At 40.4% G+C, this 25,335-nt stretch carries 29 protein-coding genes; 14 read left to right on the top strand and 15 right to left on the bottom strand.

Features of this window, described 5'->3' with window-relative positions:
* Positions 1 to 100: 100 nt before the first annotated feature.
* From fdx to ACNS8M_RS07095, 8 genes are all read right to left on the bottom strand, one after another.
* Entirely contained in the window at positions 101 to 439 is a 339-nt protein-coding gene (fdx, locus tag ACNS8M_RS07130) for an ISC system 2Fe-2S type ferredoxin (protein ID WP_168419041.1), read from the bottom strand.
* Positions 440 to 454: 15 nt separating this feature from the next.
* Positions 455 to 2,314 carry a Fe-S protein assembly chaperone HscA gene (gene hscA, locus ACNS8M_RS07125; protein ID WP_419224657.1) on the bottom strand — a complete coding sequence of 620 codons (1,860 nt, stop codon included), beginning with the start codon at positions 2,312 to 2,314 and terminating at the stop codon, positions 455 to 457.
* Between the two features lie 42 nt (positions 2,315 to 2,356).
* Positions 2,357 to 2,872: a Fe-S protein assembly co-chaperone HscB gene (hscB, locus tag ACNS8M_RS07120; protein ID WP_168419043.1), complete on the bottom strand. Its 516-nt coding sequence runs from the start codon at positions 2,870 to 2,872 to the stop codon at positions 2,357 to 2,359.
* A 101-nt stretch (positions 2,873 to 2,973) separates the two neighbouring features.
* On the bottom strand, positions 2,974 to 3,294 hold the full coding sequence (gene iscA, locus ACNS8M_RS07115; RefSeq protein ID WP_419224656.1) for an iron-sulfur cluster assembly protein IscA: 321 nt from the start codon (positions 3,292 to 3,294) through the stop codon (positions 2,974 to 2,976).
* Positions 3,295 to 3,330: 36 nt separating this feature from the next.
* A complete protein-coding gene (gene iscU, locus ACNS8M_RS07110; protein ID WP_168419045.1) occupies positions 3,331 to 3,717 on the bottom strand; it encodes a Fe-S cluster assembly scaffold IscU in 387 nt (128 codons plus the stop codon).
* A 105-nt stretch (positions 3,718 to 3,822) separates the two neighbouring features.
* Positions 3,823 to 5,040 (bottom strand): IscS subfamily cysteine desulfurase, encoded by a 1,218-nt coding sequence (locus tag ACNS8M_RS07105; RefSeq protein ID WP_168542054.1) that lies wholly within the window; start codon positions 5,038 to 5,040, stop codon positions 3,823 to 3,825.
* A 1-nt stretch (position 5,041) separates the two neighbouring features.
* Positions 5,042 to 5,515, bottom strand: a complete 474-nt coding sequence (locus ACNS8M_RS07100) for an Rrf2 family transcriptional regulator (RefSeq protein WP_004976645.1) — start codon at positions 5,513 to 5,515, stop codon at positions 5,042 to 5,044.
* 123 nt (positions 5,516 to 5,638) lie between these two features.
* On the bottom strand, positions 5,639 to 6,286 hold the full coding sequence (locus ACNS8M_RS07095; RefSeq protein ID WP_168419047.1) for a hypothetical protein: 648 nt from the start codon (positions 6,284 to 6,286) through the stop codon (positions 5,639 to 5,641).
* Between the two features lie 195 nt (positions 6,287 to 6,481).
* On the opposite strand from ACNS8M_RS07095, the gene ACNS8M_RS07090 reads away from it, so the two are divergent.
* The 3 genes from ACNS8M_RS07090 to ACNS8M_RS07080 all read left to right on the top strand — a co-directional run bounded on the left by ACNS8M_RS07090 (position 6,482) and on the right by ACNS8M_RS07080 (position 9,448).
* The gene (locus tag ACNS8M_RS07090; RefSeq protein WP_168419048.1) at positions 6,482 to 6,958 is read left to right on the top strand and encodes a phasin family protein; all 477 of its coding nucleotides are present in this window, start codon (positions 6,482 to 6,484) and stop codon (positions 6,956 to 6,958) included.
* A gap of 214 nt (positions 6,959 to 7,172) precedes the next feature.
* Positions 7,173 to 7,445: an HU family DNA-binding protein gene (locus ACNS8M_RS07085; RefSeq protein ID WP_168419049.1), complete on the top strand. Its 273-nt coding sequence runs from the start codon at positions 7,173 to 7,175 to the stop codon at positions 7,443 to 7,445.
* A gap of 131 nt (positions 7,446 to 7,576) precedes the next feature.
* A complete protein-coding gene (locus ACNS8M_RS07080; protein WP_168525496.1) occupies positions 7,577 to 9,448 on the top strand; it encodes a SurA N-terminal domain-containing protein in 1,872 nt (623 codons plus the stop codon).
* An 86-nt stretch (positions 9,449 to 9,534) separates the two neighbouring features.
* On the opposite strand, the gene ACNS8M_RS07075 is transcribed toward ACNS8M_RS07080, so the two are convergent.
* Positions 9,535 to 10,407, bottom strand: a complete 873-nt coding sequence (locus ACNS8M_RS07075) for a DUF2797 domain-containing protein (protein ID WP_419224655.1) — start codon at positions 10,405 to 10,407, stop codon at positions 9,535 to 9,537.
* Between the two features lie 35 nt (positions 10,408 to 10,442).
* On the opposite strand from ACNS8M_RS07075, the gene ACNS8M_RS07070 reads away from it, so the two are divergent.
* Complete coding sequence (locus ACNS8M_RS07070; protein WP_419224654.1) at positions 10,443 to 10,952, top strand: DUF6231 family protein; 510 nt, start codon at positions 10,443 to 10,445, stop codon at positions 10,950 to 10,952.
* Between the two features lie 133 nt (positions 10,953 to 11,085).
* Positions 11,086 to 11,688, top strand: a complete 603-nt coding sequence (locus ACNS8M_RS07065) for a YidB family protein (protein WP_419224653.1) — start codon at positions 11,086 to 11,088, stop codon at positions 11,686 to 11,688.
* A 47-nt stretch (positions 11,689 to 11,735) separates the two neighbouring features.
* Here the strand turns inward: ACNS8M_RS07065 and ACNS8M_RS07060 are convergent, their stop codons facing one another.
* From ACNS8M_RS07060 to ACNS8M_RS07035, 6 genes are all read right to left on the bottom strand, one after another.
* On the bottom strand, positions 11,736 to 12,944 hold the full coding sequence (locus ACNS8M_RS07060; RefSeq protein ID WP_419225320.1) for an IS256 family transposase: 1,209 nt from the start codon (positions 12,942 to 12,944) through the stop codon (positions 11,736 to 11,738).
* Between the two features lie 207 nt (positions 12,945 to 13,151).
* Positions 13,152 to 14,231 (bottom strand): porin, encoded by a 1,080-nt coding sequence (locus ACNS8M_RS07055; protein WP_419224652.1) that lies wholly within the window; start codon positions 14,229 to 14,231, stop codon positions 13,152 to 13,154.
* A 353-nt stretch (positions 14,232 to 14,584) separates the two neighbouring features.
* The gene (locus ACNS8M_RS07050) at positions 14,585 to 14,998 is read right to left on the bottom strand and encodes an HIT family protein (protein WP_168419055.1); all 414 of its coding nucleotides are present in this window, start codon (positions 14,996 to 14,998) and stop codon (positions 14,585 to 14,587) included.
* A gap of 35 nt (positions 14,999 to 15,033) precedes the next feature.
* Positions 15,034 to 15,303, bottom strand: a complete 270-nt coding sequence (locus tag ACNS8M_RS07045; RefSeq protein WP_168419056.1) for a YARHG domain-containing protein — start codon at positions 15,301 to 15,303, stop codon at positions 15,034 to 15,036.
* Between the two features lie 83 nt (positions 15,304 to 15,386).
* Positions 15,387 to 16,259 carry an NAD(P)-dependent oxidoreductase gene (locus ACNS8M_RS07040; RefSeq protein ID WP_168525498.1) on the bottom strand — a complete coding sequence of 291 codons (873 nt, stop codon included), beginning with the start codon at positions 16,257 to 16,259 and terminating at the stop codon, positions 15,387 to 15,389.
* A gap of 13 nt (positions 16,260 to 16,272) precedes the next feature.
* Complete coding sequence (locus ACNS8M_RS07035; protein ID WP_419224651.1) at positions 16,273 to 17,367, bottom strand: alpha/beta fold hydrolase; 1,095 nt, start codon at positions 17,365 to 17,367, stop codon at positions 16,273 to 16,275.
* A gap of 150 nt (positions 17,368 to 17,517) precedes the next feature.
* On the opposite strand from ACNS8M_RS07035, the gene ACNS8M_RS07030 reads away from it, so the two are divergent.
* The 9 genes from ACNS8M_RS07030 to trpB all read left to right on the top strand — a co-directional run bounded on the left by ACNS8M_RS07030 (position 17,518) and on the right by trpB (position 25,263).
* Entirely contained in the window at positions 17,518 to 18,705 is a 1,188-nt protein-coding gene (locus ACNS8M_RS07030; protein WP_419224650.1) for an O-succinylhomoserine sulfhydrylase, read from the top strand.
* A 29-nt stretch (positions 18,706 to 18,734) separates the two neighbouring features.
* Positions 18,735 to 19,064 carry a YbaB/EbfC family nucleoid-associated protein gene (locus ACNS8M_RS07025; RefSeq protein ID WP_004976621.1) on the top strand — a complete coding sequence of 110 codons (330 nt, stop codon included), beginning with the start codon at positions 18,735 to 18,737 and terminating at the stop codon, positions 19,062 to 19,064.
* Positions 19,065 to 19,074: 10 nt separating this feature from the next.
* The gene (gene recR / locus ACNS8M_RS07020; RefSeq protein WP_019837914.1) at positions 19,075 to 19,671 is read left to right on the top strand and encodes a recombination mediator RecR; all 597 of its coding nucleotides are present in this window, start codon (positions 19,075 to 19,077) and stop codon (positions 19,669 to 19,671) included.
* Between the two features lie 224 nt (positions 19,672 to 19,895).
* Positions 19,896 to 21,038, top strand: a complete 1,143-nt coding sequence (locus tag ACNS8M_RS07015; RefSeq protein WP_168419060.1) for a ribonuclease D — start codon at positions 19,896 to 19,898, stop codon at positions 21,036 to 21,038.
* A gap of 133 nt (positions 21,039 to 21,171) precedes the next feature.
* Positions 21,172 to 21,468, top strand: coding sequence for a YcgL domain-containing protein (locus ACNS8M_RS07010; RefSeq protein WP_419224649.1), 297 nt, complete (start codon positions 21,172 to 21,174; stop codon positions 21,466 to 21,468).
* A gap of 21 nt (positions 21,469 to 21,489) precedes the next feature.
* Entirely contained in the window at positions 21,490 to 21,873 is a 384-nt protein-coding gene (locus ACNS8M_RS07005) for a hypothetical protein (protein WP_419224648.1), read from the top strand.
* A 23-nt stretch (positions 21,874 to 21,896) separates the two neighbouring features.
* Positions 21,897 to 22,748 (top strand): AAA family ATPase, encoded by an 852-nt coding sequence (locus ACNS8M_RS07000; RefSeq protein ID WP_419224647.1) that lies wholly within the window; start codon positions 21,897 to 21,899, stop codon positions 22,746 to 22,748.
* 13 nt (positions 22,749 to 22,761) lie between these two features.
* Positions 22,762 to 23,949 carry a vWA domain-containing protein gene (locus ACNS8M_RS06995; protein WP_419224646.1) on the top strand — a complete coding sequence of 396 codons (1,188 nt, stop codon included), beginning with the start codon at positions 22,762 to 22,764 and terminating at the stop codon, positions 23,947 to 23,949.
* Between the two features lie 105 nt (positions 23,950 to 24,054).
* Positions 24,055 to 25,263 carry a tryptophan synthase subunit beta gene (trpB, locus tag ACNS8M_RS06990; protein ID WP_168419065.1) on the top strand — a complete coding sequence of 403 codons (1,209 nt, stop codon included), beginning with the start codon at positions 24,055 to 24,057 and terminating at the stop codon, positions 25,261 to 25,263.
* Positions 25,264 to 25,335: the final 72 nt, after the last annotated feature.

The following is a 25,335-nucleotide window of genomic DNA, read 5'->3' as shown; positions in this document are numbered from 1 at the left end:
AGAATAGCATATTGGCAGAATACTCAAGTTATCATTTTGTTATTCGTAAAATAAAAAAGACTGCCGAGGCAGCCTTTTAAGTTCTTTATAACAAAAAGATTTAGTGGTTTTCAGAAGCATGGTTAATCGTGTATTTTGGAATCTCAACTTCTAAATCTTCATCCACAACTTTAACTTGGCAAGACAGACGTGAATCAGGCTCTAAGCCCCAAGCACGGTCTAGCAAGTCAGCTTCAACATCATCCATTTCTTCAAGGCTGTCAAAACCTTTACGTACAACAACGTGGCAGGTAGTACATGCACAAGACATATCGCAGGCATGTTCAATTTTAATACCATTTTTTAAAAGGCTTTCGCATAAATTTGCATTTTGTTCGACTTCAAACTCAGCACCTTCTGGGCAGAATTGCGCATGTGGAAGTACTTTAATACGTGGCATAATCTTTACCTTAAATTAGTTTGAGTTTGACCAGTCGTCAAGTTTGGTACCTTTGAGTGCTGCATCAATGTGTTGATTCATACGAAGTGCAGCAAAGGCATCACTGTGTATTTTAAGCTGTTCAACGGCATGTTCAATGGCTTTAATATCTTGTCCTGCCAATTCAGCATCCAATTGTGCTTTTGCTGCATTTAATGCTTCAAGCTGTGTGGAGCTAAGTAATTGTGCATCAACTTTTAAAGCTTGTTGTAAGGCTTCAAGTTCACGTTGTGCTTCAACTTTAGTTTCGTGTAAATGACGCAATTGTTTGTCTTCTTCGGCATATTTAAAGCCATCAAGCAGCAAACGCTCGGTATCTGCTTCAGATAAGCCATAAGAAGGTTTGATATCAATATTTGCGCTGACGCCAGAGGTCGTTTCTTTGGCAGACACACTGAGTAAGCCGTCGGCATCGACTTGAAAAGTAACTTCGATACGTGCCTGACCAGCGGTCATTGGTGGAATACCATGCAAGACAAAACGGCCTAAGCTGCGGCAATGTTCCACCAAATCACGTTCGCCTTGTACAACATGAATCAACATTGCTGTTTGACCATCTTGATAGGTCGTAAATTCTTGACGACGTGCTACTGGAATGGCGGTATTACGTGAAATAAGACGCTCGACCAAACCGCCCATGGTTTCTAAACCTAAAGACAGTGGGGTAACATCTAATAATAAAGAACCATCTTTACTGTTGCCAATTAACTGATTGGCCGTAATAGATGCGCCAATTGCAACAACTTCATCTGGGTTAATGGTGCATAACGGTTCTTGATTAAAGACTTCTTGGACTGCTTTTTGTACAGCGTAAGAGCGTGTTGAACCGCCAACCAAAACTACATTTTGAATGTCATCTAAGTCAAGTTTGGCATCACGCATAACACGTTTGCATACACTAATGGTTTTATCCAATGCAACCTGAATAATGCTTTCAAAAGTTGCACGGTCTAAGTGTAGGGTATGCTCTAAAAGTTTTAATTCAACACTTTCTGCTTGGCTAAGCGCTTCTTTGGCTTTGCGGGCAGACACAATAAAATGTGCATGCTCTGCGTCGTCTAAGTGTTCAAGCTGAAGCTGTTTTTTTGCCCATTTTACAATTAAGCGATCTAAGTCATCACCACCTAAAGCAGTATGACCGCCAGTGGCTAAAACTTCAAAGACGCCTTGTGAAAAACGCAAAATAGAAACGTCAAAAGTACCACCACCTAAGTCATAAATAACATAGTTGCGGTCTTGTTCTAAATTAGTTTCCTGGTCTAAACCGTATGCAACTGCAGCAGCAGTAGGTTCGTTTAATAAGCGTAAAACTTTTAAGCCTGCGAGTTCTGCCGCATCACGGGTAGCTTGACGTTGTGCTTCATCAAAATAAGCAGGAACAGTAATTACTGCACCATTGATTGGATTCTGCAAGCTTGCTTCAGCACGGTCTTTGAGCTGTTTAAGCAGTTCTGCGGAAATTTCAACAGGCGTTTTACGACCTTGTGCTGTTTCAAAAGCAGGCATTTGAGTGTCTTCACCCACCAAAGTGTAGGGGTGTTGAAACTTGATGTCTGCTTTAGAGCGCCCCATAAAGCGCTTAACAGAAACAATGGTGTTTTTAGGATCTGTAGTAATAAACGGCGCAGCATCGTTACCATATTGGCTGCTTTGTTCTGCATAATGGACAATTGAAGGCAGTAGTACACGACCTTGTTCATCCTGTAGCACTTTGGCTTTACCAGAAAGTATGGTGGCAACCAATGAGTGGGTGGTGCCTAAGTCAATACCAATCGCGATACGATGTTCATGCGGTGCACTTGATTGACCTGGTTCTGCAATTTGCAAGAGCGCCATTATGTAAAATCCTTTGCCCGTTAAATATTTAAATACACTAAATTAAAAATCATCATCTAAATCAAAGCTATCGTCATCTAAGAAACGATCTTCAGCTTTGTCTATATCTGCCATGACTTTAATGAAAAAACGTAACTTGCGGACTGTGTCTCGTGCTTCAGCCCAATCTTCTTCGGCATAGTCAATTTTAAACTCACGTACCAAACCATCAATCCATTGCTGAACTTCAACTTTGAGGGACTGCAGGTCTTCGGCAGCACTTGCATCATCCAGTTGCTCTCGAATTTCTAGAGCATCCTGTAAAAATTCAAAATCATGAATAGATTGATCTAAGTGATAATCCTGTTTTTTCAGTGACAGCAGATAAGCTGCACGACTGTCAATTGCAGAGAGTTGTTTAAAGGCTTGATTAATTTCACTAGATTTAATCAGGGCTTGATCTTTGTCTTCAGCTTTGTCTGGGTGATATTGTTGCTGCAGCTTTAAAAATTCAGCTTTTAAAGTAGCGAAATCAATATCGAGTGCGACGGGAAGATTGAACAACTCAAAATGATTCATGGGAGATGGAATCCGCAATTAGTGTGCAAAAATGACTGCATAAATGCAATTAAAACAGTGCATTGTACACTGTTTTAAGTCATAAAAGAGGGAGGTGCTGGTTATACAGTGAAAGATTCACCACAGCCACATTCGCCTTTTTTATTGGGGTTGTTGAACTCAAAACCTTCGTTTAAGCCGTTTTTAACGTAGTCCATTTCCATACCATCTAGATACACCAGACTTTTAGGATCTACGAAAACTTTAACGCCAAACTGTTCGAACATTTGGTCATGTGCATCTATTTCATCTACAAATTCGAGCACATAAGCCAAACCAGAACAGCCTGAAGTTTTCACGCCAACGCGAATACCTTCACCCTTACCGCGATTTTTTAAATAATTGCTGATATGAGTTGCAGCATTTTCAGTTAAATTGATCATGAAAACTCCGTTTATCTTTTCACAAAAACCAGCAAATTAAGCTTTAGTTTTTTTGCTGCGATAGTCTTCAACAGCGGCTTTGATTGCATCTTCCGCCAACACAGAGCAGTGTACTTTTACTGGTGGAAGGGCTAATTCATTGGCAATATCAATGTTTTTGATGGCTTGAGCTTCATCTAAAGTTTTACCTTTGAGCCACTCAGTTACCAACGAACTTGATGCAATTGCAGAACCGCAACCATAAGTTTTGAAACGTGCTTCTTCAATCACGCCTTCATCGTTAACTTGAATTTGCAGACGCATTACATCACCACATGCTGGTGCGCCCACCATACCTGTACCAACGTTTTCAGCATTTTTGTCTAAAACGCCAACATTACGAGGGTTTTCGTAATGATCAATTACTTTATCGCTATAAGCCATGTCGCTTCTCCAAACCTCGGGGTCAGCCTTAATATGAATATGGGGGTAAAATTACCTTTATCAATCTAATGGCTTCCTAACAAAGCCATTAGATTCAGGGATGAATTAGTGCTCAGTCCATTCCACTTTAGAAAGGTCAATGCCTTCTTTGTACATATCCCAAAGTGGTGAAAGTTCACGTAACTTTTCAACAGCAGCTTTGGTGACTTCAAGTACATGATCAATATCTTCTTCAGTGGTGTATTTACCAAAGCTAAAGCGGATTGAGCTATGTGCGAGTTCGTCTGAAAGACCTAAAGCACGTAATACATAAGATGGCTCTAAAGTTGCAGATGTACATGCAGAACCCGAAGATACCGCAGCATCTTTCAGTGACATCATTAAAGATTCACCTTCAACAAAGTTGAAGCTGATATTTAAGTAGTTTGCTACGTTCTGAGTCGGGTGGCCGTTCAGGAACACTTGTTCCATTGAGTTTAAGCCATTCCAAAGCTTGTCACGCAATACACGTAAACGTGCTTGTTCAGAAGCTAAGTTTTTACCTGCAAGCTCAAACGCTTCACCCATACCTACAATTTGGTGTGTCGCAAGTGTGCCTGAGCGCATACCACGTTCGTGACCACCACCATGCATTTGCGCTTTTAAGCGAACACGTGGGCTGCGGCGAACGAAAAGTGCTCCAATACCTTTAGGACCATAGATTTTGTGTGCAGAGAAGCTCATCAAATCTACTTTTAAAGTAGATAAGTCAATTTCAACTTTACCAGCGGCCTGTGCAGCATCAACGTGGAAGAAAATTTTCTTAGCACGCGTGATTTCGCCAATTGCAGCGACATCGGTAATGGTACCAATTTCGTTATTCACCATCATCAAAGATACTAAAATCGTATCTGGACGAATTGCCGCTTCAACCATTTCAGGCGTAATTAAACCTGTTTGTGGTTGTGGCTCTAAGTAGGTGATTTCAAAACCTTCAGATTCAAGCTCACGACAAGTATCTAAAATGGCTTTATGCTCAATTTTAGAGGTAATGATGTGTTTGCCTTTAGAAGCGTAGAATTGTGCTACGCCTTTAAGCGCAAGGTTGTCAGATTCGGTTGCACCTGAAGTCCACACGATTTCACGTGGATCTGCTTTGATCAAGTTCGCAACTTGTTCACGTGCATATTCAACTTTTTCTTCTGCTTGCCAGCCATAAGCGTGTGAGCGAGAAGCGGCATTACCGAAAGTCCCATCAAAAGTCAGGCACTCCATCATGCGTTCTGCAACTTGCGGATCTACAGGAGTGGTTGCTGCGTAGTCAAGATAAATAGGACGTTTCATGTCAAATACCTGTAACCGATAAAAGGGCTGAATCAAACGGAGCTGTATTTTGGCGGATGGCAACGGTTTGTACGTTGTCACGGGCTACTAAGTCAGCAAGTGAGATTTTAGCGAGATAGTCGGCGATATGATGGGAGAGTTCTTGCCATAAGTCATGAGTTAAGCACATTGCACCATTTTGGCAGTTCCCCTTATGGTCGCAGCGAGTGGCATCAACTGTTTCATTTACGGCTTCAATAATTTCTAGCACAGTGATTTCATTTGCACTACGTGCTAAATGGTAACCACCGTTAGCACCGCGAACACTAGACACTAAGCCGTGGCGCTTAAGTTTTGCGAATAACTGCTCAAGATAAGCAACAGAAATAGTTTGACGGGCTGCAATTTCAGCAAGCGTGATCGTTTGTTCAGTTGGCTGCAAAGCTAAATCAAGTAGAGCAGTCACTGCGTAGCGACCGCGAGTTGTTAAGCGCATGATTCGATACACATGATTAGACTAGATGTGTGTATTCTATGAATCCCGACTAAATTAGTCAAGTATTTTATTGTTATCTTGTAGCGGAGGTTTAGGGCTGTTTTTATTGATGTTTTAGTGTTCTTAATTCAGCCATAAATTATACACTAATAACGTAATTAATAGTACTGTTATTATGCTAAAGGCGATATTGATACGTTTTTGACGTCGCTCAATACGACGAATACGGTTTTTATGTTGTTTCAGCTCAACTTGTAAGGTGTTAATTTTAGAGCGCTGCTCATCAATTTTGTCTAAAAGTGGGGCAATACGTTTTTTAGAGCTAACCACTTCTTGCCCTTGAGGTGCTTCTTTTAACCACTGTTTCCAGTCGGCCAAAACTTTAGGCGCACTAAAATGCAAAATCAGATCACGAAATTCATCTTTTAGAGTGATGTCGCCATCTATACGCATGTGTTTGATGCTACGACGGTTGCCTAAAATGAAGATTTTAAATAAATCCATTAAAGTGGTGCGTACATCTAAATCAATAGCTTGATCAGGCGCTTTACTGTCAAACAAAATGCCATGTGGGCTAAATTGCACATATATGTCAAAATAAGGAATGTAGCTATTAATTTTTATAGTAATTTTTTGATCTACAAATTTTTTAGCTTGCAATGCGACAACGCGATCGTGCTTTAAAATAAAGCTAAAAATGGTTTCAAGCACAATCATAACCATGGTGAGCAACAAATGCGGATTACTTTGTCTTTGTTGCGAGTCACTCATAAAACCAAGTCCCTTAATTTAAAAGTTGAATTCCTTAATTTGTGTTTTTTGATCAGAAATATCGGAAAACACATGCAATAATCTTGCTTTGTAGAACAGTTTAGCAAAACGATCAAGTATTTAATTTGCTATTATTGGCGTATTTTGTAGGTTTATTATATTCATTTGCGCATAAAATAAGCGGGAGATGTGTCCATGGAAAATGCAACACAAACGCCAGAAGAACATACTTCTGAATCTGAAAATACATTGAAAAATAAAGATAAAATACGTGCAGGTCGTAAATCTTCACTCGATTTTCGTAAATATACCAAGCAAATTTGGTTAGCAGGTTTAGGTGCTTTTTCACGCGCTGAAGAGGAAGGCAATAAATTGTTTGACTCTCTGGTCAAGGTGGGGGAAGAGCTGGAATCTAAAACCACTGAAATTGCTGACCAAACTGTTGAAAAGGTTTCAGAAAAAGCCAAGGAATCGGTGATAGACACCAAAGACAAGGTCGAGCGTCTGATTGACCATAGCGTAAATCATTCTTTAAATAGAATTGGCTTAGTAACAGCAAAAGATCTTCAACATTTAGAGCATTTAGTATTACAATTACATGCCAAAGTTGATGCCTTGATTGAAGAAAATAAACAATTAAAAGAAGATGTTGCAAAAAGTAAACGTGTCTAGCCTAGATTTAGAAACATGCAGATGTGGATGAGAGGCGGGTTTTAGACTAATTGTCAATAGTATCTTATGCTCCATCGTTTTTTACCATTTATTTTGCATAAAAGCGTACAGGGAGTATTGCTTTTACCCTCAAAGCATTGCTATAAAGGCGTTACGGTAATTTAAATTAAATCTCTGGACCTTAAATAAACGATATTAAGAGGACGTAATCTTCATGAATAAATCAGAATTAATCGATGCAATTGCAGAGAAAGGGGGATTGTCTAAGACTGATGCAGGTAAAGCCTTAGACGCAACAATTGCTTCAATTACTGAAGCGCTTAAAGCTGGTGATACTGTAACTTTAGTGGGTTTTGGTACATTTAGCGTGAAAGAGCGTGCTGCACGTACAGGTCGCAACCCACAAACAGGTGCAACCCTAGAAATTAAAGCAAGCAAAGTACCAAGCTTTAAAGCAGGTAAAGGTTTGAAAGATTCAGTAGCATAATCTTTTAAAATGCCAAGAAAGCGCGCCAATTGGCGCGTTTTTTATTAATAATGTCAATAAAAGGCGTCAACGCATTCATTCGCTGAGGGTTTTCAGTTAAAATCTTCCGCAAATAAAATATTGGAATACTTATGGAATCTTTTCGTAAAGTTATTAAGGGTTGGTTGGGCAAAGTTTTGCTCGTTTTATTCTTGACCCCTTTAGCACTTGTAGGTATTGAAGGATATTTTAGTGGTGGTCAGTCTGAAGACACTGCACAAACCGTGAATGGTCAGCAAATTTCAAAACGAGAATTAGACAATCTGACTAACTCTCTGAAAGAACAATACTTGGCTTATACTAACGGTGATGAAACGCTGTTAAATCAAAATTACATTCAAAATAAAGCACAAGATACTTTGGTTGCACGTACTTTGTTATTGCAACAGGCTGAAAAACTGGGCATTTCTTTGAGTGATGCTCAAATCGAGCAAATGATTGCGCAACAGCCAAACTTCCAACAAGATGGTAAGTTTTCTGAAACATTGTATGCCAACTATTTGCAATCTGTGGGGATGACGAATCAAGCTTTGGTTGCAAACTTGCGTCAGGATCATGCTTTAAAAATGCTAAGTGCGAGCTTTACAGATTATGCGTTGGTGAGTCCGTCTGATATTCAGCAAATTGCAAATCTACAGACCCAACAGCGTACTTTGCATTTATCTAGCATTAAGTTGGACGACTACAAGAAAAATATCAGCGTGACTACACAAGAAATTGCTGCTTATTATGAGCAGCATTCAAGCACCTTTAAACAAGTGGCAAGTGTAGATGTCGATTATGTTGTTGTTACGCCTGCAAATATTGCCCCTGCAAACACGACTGTAACAGATGCTGAATTACAGCAAGCGTATCAAAAGTTTGTTGACACACAAAAAAGTGCAGCAACGCCGACGGTTAAACACATTTTAATCACCACAGATGCACGTGATGACGCTGCAGCTCAAAAACTGGCAGCACAAGTAGCTACTGAAATTCAAAAGGGTACAAGCTTTGCCTCTGCTGCACAAAAGTATTCAGATGACCCTGAATCTAAGGCCAAAGGTGGTACGGTTGCAGGATATGAAGCAGGTGTCTTTGGTGAAGCTTTTGATAAAGCTGTGAATAGCCTGAAATCGGGTGAAGTATCTCAGCCGATCAAAACGCAATATGGCTATCATTTAATTCAAACTGAAGGCGCTGCGGTTCAGGTGCCTACGTTTGAAGCTGAGAAAGCACGTTTAACAGCTGAGTTGCAAAAAGCAAAAACTGAAAATGCTTATACAGATACCATCAACAGCTTAAATGAATTGGTGGTAAGCAGTGACGCTTTAGATGTCGTGGCTGAAGAAGTTAAAACAGTCAAAGTTCAATCTGCTAATGCGGTTACTTTAGCGACACAACATCCTGTGTTAAGTCAGCCAAGCGTGAAAGTGAAGCTGTTTAATGATGATGTTAAAAATGGTGACCGTAATGCCTCAAGCAATATCACTTTAGCCAACGGCGATGTGGTATGGGTGAAAGTGCGTAATTACCATGCAGCAGGTGTGCAAACTTTAGAGGAAGCAACCCCGCGTGTGAAAACACAACTGATTGAGAAAAAAGCATTTGATGCGGCTAAAAAAGATATTCAAGCTGCTTTAGATGCATTTAAAACTCAGCCAGCTGCAACGGTTTTAGCTAAAAACCAAATCCGTTTTGAAAATGCAGGTACATTTACTCGTGCAGATGGCTTGTTAAAGCGTGAAATTGAACGTGCTGCATTTAGTGTGCTTGCACCTAAACAAGGCATGTGGTCAGTAACCACAGCATCTTTACCGAATGAATTGGTTGTGGTTGCTGTATCGAATGTAAATGACACAACTTCGAATGCTTTAACGCCTGAACAGCTCAAAGAATTGGCGCAATTATATCAACAACTTCGTGCTCAGCAAGAGTTGGATGACTACACTCAATATTTGAAGTCTCAAGCGAAAATCAAATAGTCATATTTATCATCAAAGAAAAAAACCAGCAAATTTGCTGGTTTTTTTTGTGCTTGTAAAAAGCGTTGACTAAGAATATTTGTGACTCATTCAGCGCGGATTTTTAATTCATAACCTGTGTATTTGCGAATGTTAATCACGCCTGTATCTAATATGAGATATTGTCCTTTAATACCTTGCAATTTACCGCGAATAATTGGAGTTTTATCCAAATTATGCGATTTGATCTTTTCAGGATATTGCTCTACAGGGTAAACAAACTCACGTGGTGGCTCTTGCTCTAACAATTCAACGGTTTCATTGAACTCTAAGTTTTGACTAAATTCATCACGAATAGTTTGAATTCTAGGTGCAAACTCTTCAATGAGCTGTTCACGCACTTCAATTAAGTTTAAAGGTTCTGCTTCACCTTTAAGCAGTTTACGCCAGTCCGTTTTATCTGCCACTTGTGAACCAAACATGATTTCGAGTTGCCCAGATAAACGGCGTGAACCAACTTTCATAATTGGCAAGGCTTGGGTTGCACCTTGATCAAGCCAGCGTGTTGGCATTTGTCCTAGACGGGTAATTCCCACTTTTAAAGCGCTGGAGTTGGCTAAATAGACAATATGTGGTTGAAAGCAGACCTCATGTGCAAAACTATCTTCACGACAAGTCCCTAAATGATAATGACAGGTTTCAGGTTTCATAATGCACATATCGCAAGAAGCCTTAGTTTTAAAGCATTTAAAACAATGACCCTGAGAATATGATTTTGGGGTTTTGACACCACAAGAAACACAGTAAATATTGCCTGTCCATTCCAGTTCAATTTCTTGACCAAGCTGAAAAGGCAGATCAATTTCTGAACGGTCTAGAATAAATTTATATTCAACATTTGCCTTGTGTACCTGTTCATCAGTTACACTATGGTCCTTAAGACCTGCGTGCATTTTATGGCAAATGCCTTGTAGTTCCATAAGAATACTCTCTCAAAAAATGAAGGAATGCAGTAATGGCTGATATGCGTTTGATTCAAGCGTTGATTGCAGATTTATCTCAACAACAGCCAATTTCTACCGCATTATGTGTGGGGCAAAATAGTGAAACTAGCCCGAATCCTCAAAATATAACAGTGGATAATTTTCCCACTATTGCATGTCAGTATTTTAGCGCATTGGACTTTTTAAATCTGCCTTTTACCCAGCGTTTTGATTTAGGTATTGTTTTTTTAGACAGCACAGATTTTTTCTCTGACAGTACACAGGAAAAATTGACTCTGCAAAAATCTCAGATATTGGTGAAATTACGTGATTTACTGGCTAAACGAATTATAGTTATCGCTTCACGTGAAGATGAGCAATTGCTTCGTGCGCTTGGTTTTACCCAACTAATTGACCATAAATTTGAAGAACATCATTTGACCTTATGGCAGTTTAATATTTTGACGTATAAACATGTGCCTGATTGGTTTAACTCAAAGTTTTGGGCGAATCCTGAAAATTGGGATAAATTCCGTTGGTAAACACTTAAGTAGTTCACCTTAAAGTGATACTTGAGTCATAAAAAGAAAATTTATTGCAAAATTTAACAATTTCTAGCAAGCATTTAGCTTAAAACTTCGTATGCTGTCATTAGGGCATAATGAGGAAAATAAAATGACCAATTTAAGCAATATTGTTGAAATATTGGCAAAGCAAGCATTAGGTGCGAATCAACAATCTAATCAATCGCAAGGTGGTTTGGGTGGTATTTTAGGTTCGGTATTGGGGCAGTTAAGTGGAAATAACCAGCAATCTTCTCAAGGTGGCTTGGGTGGAATTCTTGGTTCGGTACTTGGCCAGTTAGGCGGACAGCAACAGCGTTCAACATCAGGCGCTTCAGGCACACAAAGTTTGCTGGTCGCAGTACTGCCTTTGGTGTTGGTATGGATTCAAAAGCAAGGTGGTTTGCAAGGCGCTTTGGATAAGTTAAAAGGGCAAGGCTTAACCAGTCAAGTAGATGATTGGGTGTCTACAGGCCCGGGTGAAAATGCGCAAGTTCAGCCTGATCAAGTCCAAAGCTTATTTGATGATGCCGATGTTGAACAGGTTGCACAGCAAACTCAAGCGCCGAAGCAAGATATTTATAGTGCGATTTCTACAGTCTTACCACAAATTATTGATTCATTGACACCACAGGGTGAGCAAACCAGTAAACAAGAAGCCAATGATGATATTCAACAGGTGATGAATTTAGTATCTGGCTTTTTAAAGCGTTAATACAAAAAGAGCCTGTAAATAATTTTGTGTAATTGCTTTTCATAAATTTAAAGGTGATTGCTTAAGCGGTCACCGAATTCAATAATAAAGCGGCTCATGGCTAAACGCCAGTCGCGAATAGGCATATTCCACTTTTTAGACGCTGCATCAATTGCCAGGTAAATCACTTTACGTACAGAATCATCCGTTGGAAAGACTTTACGCTTTTTGATCGCCTGACGTATTACGCTGTTTAATGATTCGATCGCATTGGTGGTATAGATGGCTTTGCGTATCTCGGCTGGATAAGCAAAGAAGGTATTTAGATTCTCCCAGTGTGTACGCCAGCTTTTGCTGATCTGTGGGTACTTGTCATCCCATGTTTGGGCGAATTGATCCAAGGCCATCAAGGCTGCCTCTTCAGTAGGTGACTGATAAACGGCTTTTAAATCCTGAGTGACCGCCTTGTAATCTTTCCATGATACGTATTTCAAGCTGTTACGCAGCATATGGATAATGCACAGCTGGATATGGGTTTGCGGGTATACGCTGTTAATGGCATCAGGAAAGCCTTTTAGTCCATCCACACAGGCAATTAGAATATCCTGCAACCCTCGGTTTTTAAGCTCAGTCAGGACAGTCAGCCAGAACTTAGCGCCTTCATTCTCCGCCATCCACATACCGAGCAGTTCTTTGTGTCCATCAAGATTAATGCCCAAGGCTAGGAATACAGCCTTATTGATAACACTGCCATTATGACGGACTTTGACCACAATGCAGTCCATATAGACGATAGGATAGATCGCATCTAATGGACGGTTTTGCCATTCAGCAACCTGCTCCTTAACAGCATCTGTCACCCTGGAAATAAGCGTTGGAGATACATCGGCATCGTACATTTCCTTGAAAGTAGCCACGATTTCACGGGTGGTCATGCCTTTGGCATAAAGGGATAGAATTTGGCTATCCATTTGCGTGATACGGGTCTGATTCTTTTTAATCAGTTGTGGCTCAAATGTGCCATCACGATCTCGTGGTGTGGTGATTTCAATCTCACCATCATCACTCAGGAGGGTCTTACTGGAATAGCCATTACGGGCATTAGAACCGTTCTTACGAGCATTCTTTTCATGTCCGAGGTGTTCGGTAAGTTCGGCATTGAGAGCCGTTTCAACAGTGAGTTTAGTCAACAATCGGGTGAATTGATTGAGATCGTCTTCTGTTTTGATTCCTTTAGCAAATTCTGCTGCAAGGTCTTTTAGTTTTTGTTCGTTCATCATGTTGCCTGACTCCGTTGTGAATATGAACATAGCAAATTCAGGCAATTACACAATTTAATTTACAGTCTCTACAAAAAATTATCTTTGTAAAACTTACCTAGATAAACAAAGCCAGCAAATTTGCTGGCTTTTATTTGCCTATAAGTTGTTGCAATAAAAAACACGCCGAAGCGTGTTTTTTTGTTTTTTAAGTTCGGTTAAGACTTAGAAGTCGTAACGGAAACCTAAAGAAAGTGCTGTAGAGTTTTCATCTTTAGCACCTTTTACAGAGTTACCAAAGCTACGACCTTCTTTCCAAGGAGTAAGGTCTGCATTTTTATCATTTAACATGGTTGCAAGATTTGCGTATACACGCACTGCCTTGTCTAAGCGGTGCTCTACACCAACTGCCAATAATGTAGAGTTTGCATCTTCTGTATCAACATCACGATGGAAGACTTGACCACGTACATAAGTTTTAGGTGCAACTTTATAGTCTGCTGCTACGCCAAATACTTGTGCATCAGCATATTTTGCTGCAGTACCTTCTAAATCATGTGTAAGGTATTGGTATAAGCCACCGAAGTTTAATTCAGGTGTAATTTTATATGCTGCCGCAACACGGAAACCATCACGTTCGCCTGAGCCAATTGCAGAGTTTTCTTCGTAACGCTCATAAGCAGCTGCGAAGTCAACAGGGCCTTCTTTATAAGTTAAAGCAAGATCGTAAGCTTTATTGTCATCTAACCCTTCGCCATTTGCTTCTTTAGCAATTGAAGTGTTTGGATGTAATGATAGTGCAGCAAGTACGTTGAAACCACCACCAAACTTAGGTGATTTATATTCAACGGTATTCTCGTTACGTTCATCAAACTTATGATCGCTAACGCGAGTTACGTTACGGATGTCACCAACCATATCGCCAAAGAAGTTAACTGGACCACGAGCAACTTTAAATGGGCTGTCAAAGCGACCTGCACGTACTTGACCAAAGTCACCTTTTAAACCCACAAAAGTATCGCGAGTTGCGAAGTCTACACTTTTACCATCTTGGTTACCGCTAGCAAAGTTAATTTCTTGCTCAACTTGACCAAAAACAGTCATGCCATTTTCTAATTTTTGTTCAGCTTTGAAGCCTAAACGTGATGAGTTAGAAGAAAGACCAACTTCGTTGTAGTCTTTACCATCATCAAGATAGTCTAAAGATACGTGTGCACGACCATAAACTTTAACATCAGCAGCCATAGCTAGTGCTGGTGTAAATAAGGTTGCCCCAACTGCTAATGCGCAAAGCGTTTTTTTCATGTGTAGCTCCAATACAGACTATTGTTTTTAGTCCTAAACATTGTTCAGAAGTAGGGTAGATCTACTGCTGTTCTCTATTGGTGCTAAGTATTCCTTACAAATGCGACAGTAATATTAAGGAAATATTTCAAAATTATTAAAAAGAACAAATTAGATTAAAAACTTACCTTTAATCGCAAATTTTAAGTGAACAGGTTTTTAAATTTAGAAAAAATTTATGAAATGAATAACTTAATTGCAAGGGGAGTGACATATTATTGTCATCAATGCTGTGGTTAATCCGAAAATTAAACATGAAGCAAAAAAAATGGAGCGAAAGCTCCATTCATTTTTAATACAGTTTTGGAAATATTTTAAAGCGCTGCTTTAATTTTTTCGGCCAGTGCTAGGATTTTTTCCTGATCACCCATTTGTGCAGCATGTTTTCCAAGTTCGTGAACTGAAGTTGGAATTAAATGGAAATGTACATGCGGTACAGTTTGTCCAGCACTTGCACCAGACAGTTGCATGAGCACAATACCATCTACTCCTAAGCCTTTTTCAATGGCTTTGGCTATTTTTTGCACAATTTGGATGGTATATGCTGCAGCTTCGGCAGGTAGATCCAATAAGGTGACTGCAGGTGTTTTAGGAATAACCAAGGTGTGACCATCGGCTTGAGGCATGATGTCCATAAACGCAAGCACGTGTTCATCTTCATACACTTTTATTGCAGGAAGCTCACCACGTAAAATTCTTGCAAAAATATTTTGATCATCGTAAGCCATAATAATTCCTTCAATTCAGCTTATTTTCAAAACTGTTATTTACAGTTCAATTCTTTTTGACGTGCTTTAATTGCATCAAGGCGTTGTTGTTCTTTTTCAGAGAACTTTGGCTTGGTTGTATAGCAGTTGTCATTACCAAAACGTGCTTTAGCTTCAGGGTCTTTAAAGCAGAAACCTTTAGATGCATAAATAACATCGTGATCATTTTTTAATTTTTGACATTCTTGCTCAGAAGCAAAAGCAGTTGAATTTGCCCCGATAAAAGTTGCAAGGCTTGCAAATACGGCAATGCTAAACTTTTTCATAAGAGTTTCCTCTGTGGTTTGTAGGGTGACGAAGCACTTATATACATTATTGGGTTTGTGGCTGCGTATTCAATGGCGAGTTATTACTCTAGGGTAATATTACTCCATAATTCATACATTTTCACGGCAGTGGAAAAATCACTGTCTTTTTCTGCAGTTAAATTTGCGGCTTGAATCAGACTTTGAGTTAATGCCAGCACGGGTGCAGGCAAGGCAGCTTCACGAACTAAATCCAGTGCAATCCCAGTATCTTTGGCAAGTAAAGGCAGGGCAAAGGTATTTGGGAAAGCGCGATTTAATACTCGCTGCGGTAAAATCATTTCTGTTACGGCACTTTTGCCACTCGAGGCATTAATGCATTGCAGAGCCTGATTTAAATTTACCCCATGTGCTTTTAGGGTAGTAAAACCTTCAGCAGCAGCACATAGGCTGACCGCCATTAGCATATTATTCACCGCTTTAACTGCAAAACCTGCACCTGGCTCGCCAACGTGCTGAATCACTTTACCAAAAGCCTGAATTGCAGGGAGCGCTTTTTCAAAGGCGGCTGCTTTACCACCAATCATGACCGTTAAGGTGGCATTTTCTGCACCAATGGTTTGGCCACTTACAGGTGCATCTAAGAAATCGACGTTTTGGGCTTCAAGCTGTTGTACTAGTTTTTTGGCGCTTTCAGGTACGCCACTGGTGCAATCGACCCAAACTGAACCTGCTTTAAGTTGAACTTGTGCAATTAGGTTTTCAACTTCGGTACTGGTAGGCAAGCAAGAAAAAATAATATCTGCTTGTACCGCTTGAGCCAATTCAACCGCTTGAGTATTATATTCTGCAGCATGTTGTTCGGCTTTGGCAAAGTTACGATTCCAAACATAGACCGTGTCAAAATGTTTGGGTAAATGTGCTGCCATGCGGTAGCCCATTGCGCCTAAGCCAATAAATGCAACAGATTGAATCATGTTCGTGCTCTCTTTATGCGATTTTGCTGGATCGTTGTTCTAACCATGTGGTCAATTTAGGCCAAAATTCATTGGCACTTTTTTGACTGGACATTAAACCTAAATGCCCGCCAGGAATAAGAGTAAACGTGACATCGGTACTACTTGTCAATTCACACAAAGGTTGAGCTGCCTCTGCTGTGACAATCTGATCACTGTCACCTGCACCAACCAGAAGCGGGCAATCAATATTTTTTAGGTCAATATTGTGCTGTTTGAGCTGAATATGTCCTTGTTTAAGCGGGTTTTGCAGCCAAACATTTAACACCATGTCCTGATTAATGCCGCCCGGATAATCAATCATATTGTTTAAAAAATTGGCAAGCGTGGCATTTTCATGCAAAGTCTGTAAGTCATGTAAATTGGAAAGCATCTGTTTATTGCTTTCCAACCACGCTTTCGGGTCTAAAATTTTAAAACCTATCGCATTAATTAAACCTGGCGTATGAATAAAATGCTTGGGAATGTTGCCCGAATAAAATGCATGTTGCAGTTTCGGGTATTTGGAAATCAAACGATTGGTGATTTGAAATAGCTTACCCACACGGCCCGACGCATAACTGTCCACAGGGCTGCCCAAAATCATTAAATTTTTAACATGTTCAGGTCGGTGTTTTGCAGTGTAAAGCATGGCAAAGACACCTGCCATACTCCAGCCATGCAAAGAGATTTGTGTAGTTTGTGCATGCTGTAAAATATGCTGAATACAATGTGGCAAAGCATCATCTATAAAAGCCATAAAATTTAGATGACGATGCTGATAGGTTAATTGCCCCCAATCAATCAGATAGACATCAAAACCACTATGCTGAAAATGCTTGACCAGTGAGCGATACGGATATAAATCGTAAATGGACATGGTAATGGCAAGCGGTGCCACAAATACCAGCGGTTCTTTGTATTGCTTGTTGGGCGAGGCGTAATAACGAATCTGTGCATGTTTATAACGTGCAACAATTTCATAGGCTGTGGACTGCGACAGAATCAAATCCCGACTCTTAAACAGACGTGTACTGAGGTTTTTCAGTTTTTTTCGGTGCGGATTAAATTTTCGTTGTAACTGATTCATGAGGTGTTCCATCACACAAGGCGCCGATTTGAATGAAGTCTAAGCGATATTTATACATTTTACCTTGACCTTAAATACGCTTGGCGCTCAAAATGTTGGCAATTATTAACAAACAGGTCTTAGGACTAGATTAAGGGCTGAGCAGTAAAGATGAGTCAACCAGACGACCTTGCATATCAATTAGATACTTTAGCGATTCGTACAGGGCATAACCGTACATTTGAAAGTGAACACAGTGAACCAATTTTTCTGACGTCATCTTTTGTCTGTGAAAATGCTGCCGATGCAGCCGCCAAGTTTTCAGGCGAAATTGAAGGGAATACCTATTCACGTTATACCAACCCAACCGTACAAGCCTTTGAAAAGCGTTTAGCTGTTTTGGATGGTGCAGAACGTGCTGTGGCAACAAGCTCAGGTATGGCGGCAGTGCATGCTGTGACCTTGGCTTATCTTAAAGCAGGCGATCATGTGGTGTGTTCACGTGCGGTCTTTGGCTCTATCATTTCACTGTTTGAAAAATATGTGATGAAGTTTGGTGTAGATGTCACATTTGTCGATCTAGAAGATTTAGACAGTTGGAAGCAAGCGATTCGTCCAAATACGCGTTTGTTATTTATTGAAACACCATCAAATCCATTGGCTCAGGTGGGTGACTTGCAAGCGATTGCCGATATTGCACATGCACATGGGGCGTTATTTGCGGTAGATAACACTTTCTGTACACCCGTTTTGCAACAACCACTCAAATTTGGTGCAGACCTCATTATTTATTCTTCAACCAAATATATTGATGGTCAGGGGCGTGCCTTGGGCGGTGCGGTTGTTGGTAAAGACAAGTTGGTCGAAGAAATTAACAGTGTTATTCGTACCTTGGGTAATTCATTAAGTCCATTTAATGCATGGATTTTCTTAAAAGGCCTGGAAACATTAAGCCTGCGTATGAAAGCGCATTGTGCCAGCGCACAAAAACTTGCAGAGTGGCTAGATGCACATCCAAAAGTCGAAAAAGTGTATTATGCGGGACTGCCACATCACGTAGGGCATGAACTTGCGAAAAGGCAACAGTCTGGTTTTGGGGGTGTTGTATCGTTTGTAGTGAAAGGTGAGCGTGAAGGCGCTTGGACTGTAATTGATAATACACGCTTTTTGTCGATTACCAGTAACTTGGGTGACGTAAAGTCGACTATTACTCATCCTGCAACAACATCGCATGGCCGTATGAGCCCAGAAGCCAAACAAGCAGCAGGCATCAGCGAAGGTTTAATTCGTGTTTCTGTTGGCTTGGAAGATATTGATGATATTATTCGCGACATCGAGCGCGGTTTAGACCTTATTTAAAACGATAGATCATTTGTTCGGAGATTTTTATGAACATTAATATGTTGATGCAGCAAGCTCAGCGCATGCAAAAAGAAGTGGAAAACAACATTAAAAAAGCCAAAGAAGAACTTGCGCAAACTGAAGTGCATGCAGAAGCGGGTGGTGGTTTAGTGAAAGTGACTATGACTTGCCGTAATGTAGTGAAACGTATCGAAATTAATCCTGAATTGTTGCAAGACGATGCAGACATGATTGAAGATTTGATTGCAGCTGCAATGAATGATGCAGCACGTCAGGCTGAAGCAATTTCTGAAGAGAAAATGAAGTCTGCAAACTCTGGTATGGGCTTGCCACCTGGCTTGGCAGGTTTATTCTAAGGAACGGCGTATGTTTAGTGATCGTTTTGATCAACTGGTACAAGCGCTGCGCATTTTGCCAAGTGTTGGGCCTAAATCGGCTCAACGCATGGCATTGCACCTGATTATGAAAAATAGAGAAGGTGCAGTCGGTTTGGCTCATGCTTTGAATGAAGCCACCAGCTATATTCACGAATGTTCGATTTGCCATTCATTAACTGAAGATGAAGTCTGCAATATTTGTGCCTCACATGATCGGGATGCACATTTGCTGTGTGTCGTGGAATCTCCGGCCGATGTGATGGCCATTGAGCAAAGCGGTAGTTTTCGTGGCAAATACCATGTCTTAGGTGGGCATTTATCGCCTTTAGATGGTATTGGCCCAGATGAAATTGGCATTCCGTACTTGGTACAGCGTTTGAGTGATGGCAATATTACCGAAGTGATTTTAGCCACCAATGCAACTGTGGAAGGTCAGGCAACGGCGCACTATTTGGTCGAAGCCACAAAGCATTTACCTGTGCAGATGACGCGGATTGCGCAAGGCGTACCGCAAGGTGGCGAGCTTGAATATGTCGATAGTCATACTCTAAGTCAAGCTGTGCATAATCGGATGCGAATGAAATAAGCATCTTGGTGCTTATTTCATGTGAATGATCATTTAAAGTATTTGCTTGAATTCACATAGAGTAAAAACTCAAATTAAGATAAAAAAACGATAAAAAAATCTAGAAAATATCTGTATTGACTTAAAAATAAGATAAAAAAGTAAAATACCGATTATATTTTTATAGCTAAACGCTATTTAATGTTTAAAATGAAACTCTAGAGAGTGCAGTCTATCTGGTCGCTATGTTCCAATTTATTCACCAACAAAAAGATTTTGAAAATGTCTTGGCATTAATGAGTCAAAACAGCATCTATGGTTTAGATACCGAGTTTATTAAGGTCGATACGCTTTGGCCTAAATTGGGTGTATTCCAAATTAATGTCAATAATCAGGTCTATTTACTAGATGGCACTTCGCTCAATTTGACTGCTTTTTGGGAAAAACTGTTTCAGGCGCAGCAAAATATTTTTCATGCCTGCGGTGAAGATATTGATTTAATTTATCATTATGCACAGCAAAAAAACTTAGATAATGTTTTTGATACGCAGGTCGGCATGTCATTTTTAGGACATGGCTTGCAAGTCAGCTATCAAAACGCTTTAAAAACTATGCTGAATGTTGATATTGATAAAGGGCAGACTCGTTCAGACTGGCTGGCACGTCCCTTATCCGATGAGCAATTGAATTATGCGGCCAATGATGTGCTGTATTTAATGCAGTTGGCAGACAAAGTACAAAGTGATTTAAAACAGCAGCATTTACTCGATTTTGTGCAGGAAGATTGCCGTCATCTAACTCAGGAAATTGGTGAAGAAACACCAATTGAGCTGCTGTATCAAGATATTGGTAATTACCGTCATTCACGTCGTCAGCTTATGCAATTGCAGCAATTGGCTGTTTGGCGTGAACAAATGGTCAAGGCGCTGAATCAGCCACGTAGTTTTATTTTGCGTAATTCTAGTATGTTGGATTTAGTTGAAAAAAATCCACGTAATTCATTCCAACTGAGTGGAATTAAAGATTTACGTCCGCATATTGTGCGTGAGCATGGTAAAACTATTTTGGATTTAATCAAATACCTGCCTGATCAATCTCAATGGCCACTGCGTTTAGCCCGTCCAATCCGCCATTCCTCTAAAGATGTCAGTGATAATATGGATCGGGTGATTCAGGCTGCGGTTCAGGAAACTCAAATTCCGAAAGAAGTGTTGTTGCGTAAAAAGTGGCTGAATGCTTTGTATCAGCATGTGGTATTTCATAACGATGAACAAGACCTACCAAATTACTTGTTGGGCTGGCGTTATGAATTGCTGACCAAGCCGTTAATTGACGTGTTGCATGCCGATGAGCGCTATTTGTCTGGTCAAATGAAAGTGGCTGAATAAAGACATTTCTGTAATAAACATGCCGTCAACCTTGCACATCCATACAAACTTAGACCAATGCGTTAATAATGGTTAATGTATCTCGGTTTTTTTTGTTGTATCCTTTGCCTGAGTTTTTAGAGTTTTGTTGTTTATGCACTGTTCAATTTATAAATCGAGCAAAAAAGATGAGATGTATTTGTACATCGCCCGTCCTGAGCAAACTGAAGAGTTTAATCCACTAGATGCCTTACCCGAAGCAATGCGCAGCGCATTTGGTCGTGCGACTTTTGTGATGGATTTACAATTGTCTGAAAGCCGTAAATTGGCGCGTGTGAATGTTTTACACGTTATGGATTCAATTCAAACTCGTGGTTTCTTTATTCAAGTACCGCCAGAAGGTTTAATTAATCGAAATGCCGTAGAACCAGAAGGTTTACGCGGTGCATAACTTTTGTTCAGGAGTTGAGAAATGAATAGTGTTATGACTGCGTTGGCATCAATTCCTGAAACTGCAATTGCGATTGCTGTTTACTTGCTTGGTAGCACCATCATTTTGTGGTGCTGGTATGCAATTGCCAAGCGTTTGCCAAATCCATTGGGTGGCATTACTTGGATTATGCTGTTTGCGATTTTACTAACGCCAACTGTATCTGAAGGCAGTAACGCGGCACTTGCTCCTGCCATTTTTGGACTTCTTTTTGGTGTATTGACCAAAGAAATGCCATTGGTTTGGGCAAATTTATCTGCCATTTTATTTGTGATCGGTCTTGGCTTATTGATCGGTTATTTTTGGTCTAAATACCGTTTAAAACAAAGCGCTTTTACTGCCAAGAAAAAGACCTCACCACTGTAACTAAAAAAAATTAAGGTAAAATCATGTCTGTTGATGCACAACAATTCTCTGGTACAGATCAGTACATTGCGACTGATAGCTTAAAACTTGCGGTGAAAGCCGCACGTGCGCTGCAAAAACCGTTGCTGGTTAAAGGAGAGCCGGGTACAGGTAAAACCTTATTGGCTGAGCAAGTTGCTCAAAGTTTAGGTTTGAAACTGATTACCTGGCACATTAAATCGACCACCAAAGCGCAGCAAGGCTTGTATGAATACGATGCGGTGTCACGTTTACGTGATAGCCAATTAGGCGATGACCGTGTTTATGATATTAAAAACTACATTAAGCCTGGAAAGTTGTGGGAAGCATTTACCAGCGAAGAACGCTGTGTATTGTTGATTGATGAAATTGACAAGGCAGATATCGAATTTCCAAACGACTTGTTGCATGAACTTGATAAAATGTCATTTTATGTTTATGAAACGGGTGAAACGATTACTGCAACACAACGTCCGATTGTAATCATCACCTCAAATAATGAAAAAGAACTCCCAGACGCTTTTTTACGTCGTTGTTTCTTCCATTATATTGATTTCCCTGATGAAGCTACGATGCGCGATATTATCGATGTGCATTTTCCAAATATTTCAGGTACTTTGGTATCCGAAGCTTTGCAAGTATTCTTTAAACTACGCCAAGTTCCGGGTCTTAAGAAACCACCATCGACCTCTGAATTGATTGACTGGCTCAGCTTGCTCATGGCAGATGACATGCCAGAAGACATTTTGCGTAATAGCGATAAAAGCAAGGCCATTCCTCCTTTATATGGTGCGCTCATTAAAAACGAACAAGATGTGCAATTGCTTGAGCGTTTAGCCTTTATGTCACGCCGTTAAGGAGTACATCGCCATGTTCGTGCGCTTGTTTTACACCTTGCGTCGTTACGGTGTGCCTGTGAGCACACGTGAATTGATTGACTTAAATCAAGCAGTGGCTTCAGGTTTGGTGTTTGCAGATCAGGACGAGTTCTATCAATTAGTCAAAATGGTCATGGTCAAAGATGAGCGATTCTTTGACAAATTTGACCGTGCCATGAAAGATTATTTTGATGGTATTTCAACATTTGATCTAGATGATTTGCTGAACCAAGTTCATCAATTACCCAAAGACTGGTTTGATTTAGAGTTGCTTGAAAAGCATCTTACGCCAGAGCAGCGTGAAGAACTGAAAAAAGCAGGATCATTAGAAGAACTGATGAAAATGCTAGAAGAGCGCTTGCGTGAACAGCATAAAAAGCATCAGGGTGGCAACCGTATGATTGGTACGGGTGGCACATCACCTTTTGGGGCTTATGGTGATCATCCAGAAGGTGTGCGTATTGGTGGGCCAGGACGTAAGCGTTCTGCAGTTAAAGTCTGGGAGCAGCGTCAATACCGCAATTTGGATGATGAGCAGATTTTAGGTACACGGCAAATGCAATTGGCTTTGCGCCGTTTACGCAAGTTTGCCCGTCAAGGTGCAGCGGAAGAGCTAGATATAGATGGCACCATCCGTGAAACAGCAAAGCAGGGCATTTTAGATGTGCAACTGGTTCCCGAACGCCGCAATCGTGTCAAAGTATTGATGCTATTTGATGTAGGCGGCTCTATGGATGCTCACATTGCCCAATGTGAAAAACTGTTTAGCGCAGCTAAAACTGAATTTAAAACCCTCGAATATTTTTATTTCCATAACTGCTTATATGACTATGTTTGGAAAGACAATTTGCGTCGTAGCAGTACCCGTATGAACACGTGGGATTTATTGAATACCTATGGACGCGACTATCGGGTAATTGTGGTGGGTGATGCCAGTATGGCACCTTACGAGTTAAATTCGATTGGTGGTTCGGTGGAGTATATGAATGATGAAGCAGGGCAAGTTTGGTTACAGCGTCTGCGTCAGCATTTTGAAAAAACCGCATGGCTCAACCCAGAGCAGGAAGGTTATTGGCAATACACCCATACTATTGGTTTAATTAAACAAATTTTTGAACATCATATGTATCCAATGACTTTAAAAGGCATTGAAGATATGACTAAATATTTGGCGCGTTAAGCGTCATTTTCGTCAATATCACTCAACTATTGAGTGATTGTTAGGCGAAGACTAAGTAAGTACAGACACGATAGGCAACGTGAATTTCAATCTGAGGGGATCGATATGGATCATCAAATCAATGGCATCGCATTACCGAATGAAGAAGGTTTTTTCGGGCAATATGGCGGGCAGTTTATTCCACCGCATTTAAAAGAAGCCATGGATGAAATTAACGTTGCTTATGAGGAAATTCGTAAAACGGTAGAATTTCAGAATGAATTAAAAGATTTGTTTACTCACTATGTTGGTCGCCCAAGTCCTTTATTCTATGCCAAGCGTTTATCTGAACAGTTAGGTGGTGCGCAAATTTATTTAAAGCGTGAAGATTTAAACCATACTGGCGCACATAAAATTAACCATTGTTTGGGCGAGGCATTACTGGCCAAATATATGGGTAAAACCAAAGTCATTGCCGAAACAGGTGCAGGGCAGCACGGAGTAGCCTTGGCGACGGCATGTGCGTTGGTGGGTATTCCGTGTGAAATTCACATGGGACAGGTCGATATTGAAAAAGAACACCCGAATGTGGTGAAAATGAAAATTCTAGGTGCCAACCTGATTTCAGTAACCCGCGGCACAGCCACTTTAAAAGATGCAGTGGACAGCGCTTTTGAAGAATATTTAAAAGACCCAAAAAACTTTATTTATGCGATTGGTTCTGTGGTTGGGCCACACCCATTTCCAAAAATGGTGCGTGATTTCCAATCTATTATTGGTGATGAAATTAAACTACAAAGCCAAGAGCGTTTTGGTGTAAACCCAGATTATATCGTCGCGTGTGTGGGTGGTGGTTCAAACGCAGTGGGTGCATTTACTGCTTTCTTAAATGATGCAGAAGTGAAACTTGTGGGTGTTGAACCTGCAGGGCATGGTTTAGATACAGATCAACACTCTGCAACTCTAACTTTGGGTAAACCAGGCCAGCTTCACGGTATGGCGTGTTATGTACTTGAAGATGAACATGGTGAGCCATTGCCAGTGCACTCTATTGCCTCTGGTTTGGACTATCCGGGTGTAGGGCCACAACATAGCTTCTTAAAAGACATTGGTCGTGTGGAATATTCAACAGCGACAGACCAAGAATGTCTTGATGCCTTTATGACCTTGTCACGTGTAGAAGGTATTGTACCTGCATTAGAAAGTTCACATGCGGTGGCATGGGCATTACGTGAAGCACCTAAAATGGCGAAAGATGTGAAAATTGTAGTGAATCTTTCAGGTCGTGGCGACAAAGACTCTGACTATGTGGCAGAGAAACTTGGTCTAAACTAATTACTTGGCCTATTAAAAACGCCTAAACTTTTAAAGTTTAGGCGTTTTTGTTTGGGTAATTTTTTAGAAGGC

Source organism: Acinetobacter sp. A2 (genome assembly GCF_048537555.1).
Classification (GTDB): Bacteria; Pseudomonadota; Gammaproteobacteria; order Pseudomonadales; family Moraxellaceae; genus Acinetobacter.
Note: the sequence above shows the minus strand (reverse complement) of the source record. Positions and strands in the feature narration are given on the sequence as shown.

Coding starts and splice junctions, on each gene's coding strand:
- fdx (WP_168419041.1), bottom strand. CDS start 439: ATGCCACGTATTAAAGTACTTCCACATGCGCAATTCTGCCCAGAAGGT.
- hscA (WP_419224657.1), bottom strand. CDS start 2,314: ATGGCGCTCTTGCAAATTGCAGAACCAGGTCAATCAAGTGCACCGCAT.
- hscB (WP_168419043.1), bottom strand. CDS start 2,872: ATGAATCATTTTGAGTTGTTCAATCTTCCCGTCGCACTCGATATTGAT.
- iscA (WP_419224656.1), bottom strand. CDS start 3,294: ATGATCAATTTAACTGAAAATGCTGCAACTCATATCAGCAATTATTTA.
- iscU (WP_168419045.1), bottom strand. CDS start 3,717: ATGGCTTATAGCGATAAAGTAATTGATCATTACGAAAACCCTCGTAAT.
- ACNS8M_RS07105 (WP_168542054.1), bottom strand. CDS start 5,040: ATGAAACGTCCTATTTATCTTGACTACGCAGCAACCACTCCTGTAGAT.
- ACNS8M_RS07100 (WP_004976645.1), bottom strand. CDS start 5,515: ATGCGCTTAACAACTCGCGGTCGCTACGCAGTGACTGCTCTACTTGAT.
- ACNS8M_RS07095 (WP_168419047.1), bottom strand. CDS start 6,286: ATGAGTGACTCGCAACAAAGACAAAGTAATCCGCATTTGTTGCTCACC.
- ACNS8M_RS07090 (WP_168419048.1), top strand. CDS start 6,482: ATGGAAAATGCAACACAAACGCCAGAAGAACATACTTCTGAATCTGAA.
- ACNS8M_RS07085 (WP_168419049.1), top strand. CDS start 7,173: ATGAATAAATCAGAATTAATCGATGCAATTGCAGAGAAAGGGGGATTG.
- ACNS8M_RS07080 (WP_168525496.1), top strand. CDS start 7,577: ATGGAATCTTTTCGTAAAGTTATTAAGGGTTGGTTGGGCAAAGTTTTG.
- ACNS8M_RS07075 (WP_419224655.1), bottom strand. CDS start 10,407: ATGGAACTACAAGGCATTTGCCATAAAATGCACGCAGGTCTTAAGGAC.
- ACNS8M_RS07070 (WP_419224654.1), top strand. CDS start 10,443: ATGGCTGATATGCGTTTGATTCAAGCGTTGATTGCAGATTTATCTCAA.
- ACNS8M_RS07065 (WP_419224653.1), top strand. CDS start 11,086: ATGACCAATTTAAGCAATATTGTTGAAATATTGGCAAAGCAAGCATTA.
- ACNS8M_RS07060 (WP_419225320.1), bottom strand. CDS start 12,944: ATGAACGAACAAAAACTAAAAGACCTTGCAGCAGAATTTGCTAAAGGA.
- ACNS8M_RS07055 (WP_419224652.1), bottom strand. CDS start 14,231: ATGAAAAAAACGCTTTGCGCATTAGCAGTTGGGGCAACCTTATTTACA.
- ACNS8M_RS07050 (WP_168419055.1), bottom strand. CDS start 14,998: ATGGCTTACGATGATCAAAATATTTTTGCAAGAATTTTACGTGGTGAG.
- ACNS8M_RS07045 (WP_168419056.1), bottom strand. CDS start 15,303: ATGAAAAAGTTTAGCATTGCCGTATTTGCAAGCCTTGCAACTTTTATC.
- ACNS8M_RS07040 (WP_168525498.1), bottom strand. CDS start 16,259: ATGATTCAATCTGTTGCATTTATTGGCTTAGGCGCAATGGGCTACCGC.
- ACNS8M_RS07035 (WP_419224651.1), bottom strand. CDS start 17,367: ATGAATCAGTTACAACGAAAATTTAATCCGCACCGAAAAAAACTGAAA.
- ACNS8M_RS07030 (WP_419224650.1), top strand. CDS start 17,518: ATGAGTCAACCAGACGACCTTGCATATCAATTAGATACTTTAGCGATT.
- ACNS8M_RS07025 (WP_004976621.1), top strand. CDS start 18,735: ATGAACATTAATATGTTGATGCAGCAAGCTCAGCGCATGCAAAAAGAA.
- recR (WP_019837914.1), top strand. CDS start 19,075: ATGTTTAGTGATCGTTTTGATCAACTGGTACAAGCGCTGCGCATTTTG.
- ACNS8M_RS07015 (WP_168419060.1), top strand. CDS start 19,896: ATGTTCCAATTTATTCACCAACAAAAAGATTTTGAAAATGTCTTGGCA.
- ACNS8M_RS07010 (WP_419224649.1), top strand. CDS start 21,172: ATGCACTGTTCAATTTATAAATCGAGCAAAAAAGATGAGATGTATTTG.
- ACNS8M_RS07005 (WP_419224648.1), top strand. CDS start 21,490: ATGAATAGTGTTATGACTGCGTTGGCATCAATTCCTGAAACTGCAATT.
- ACNS8M_RS07000 (WP_419224647.1), top strand. CDS start 21,897: ATGTCTGTTGATGCACAACAATTCTCTGGTACAGATCAGTACATTGCG.
- ACNS8M_RS06995 (WP_419224646.1), top strand. CDS start 22,762: ATGTTCGTGCGCTTGTTTTACACCTTGCGTCGTTACGGTGTGCCTGTG.
- trpB (WP_168419065.1), top strand. CDS start 24,055: ATGGATCATCAAATCAATGGCATCGCATTACCGAATGAAGAAGGTTTT.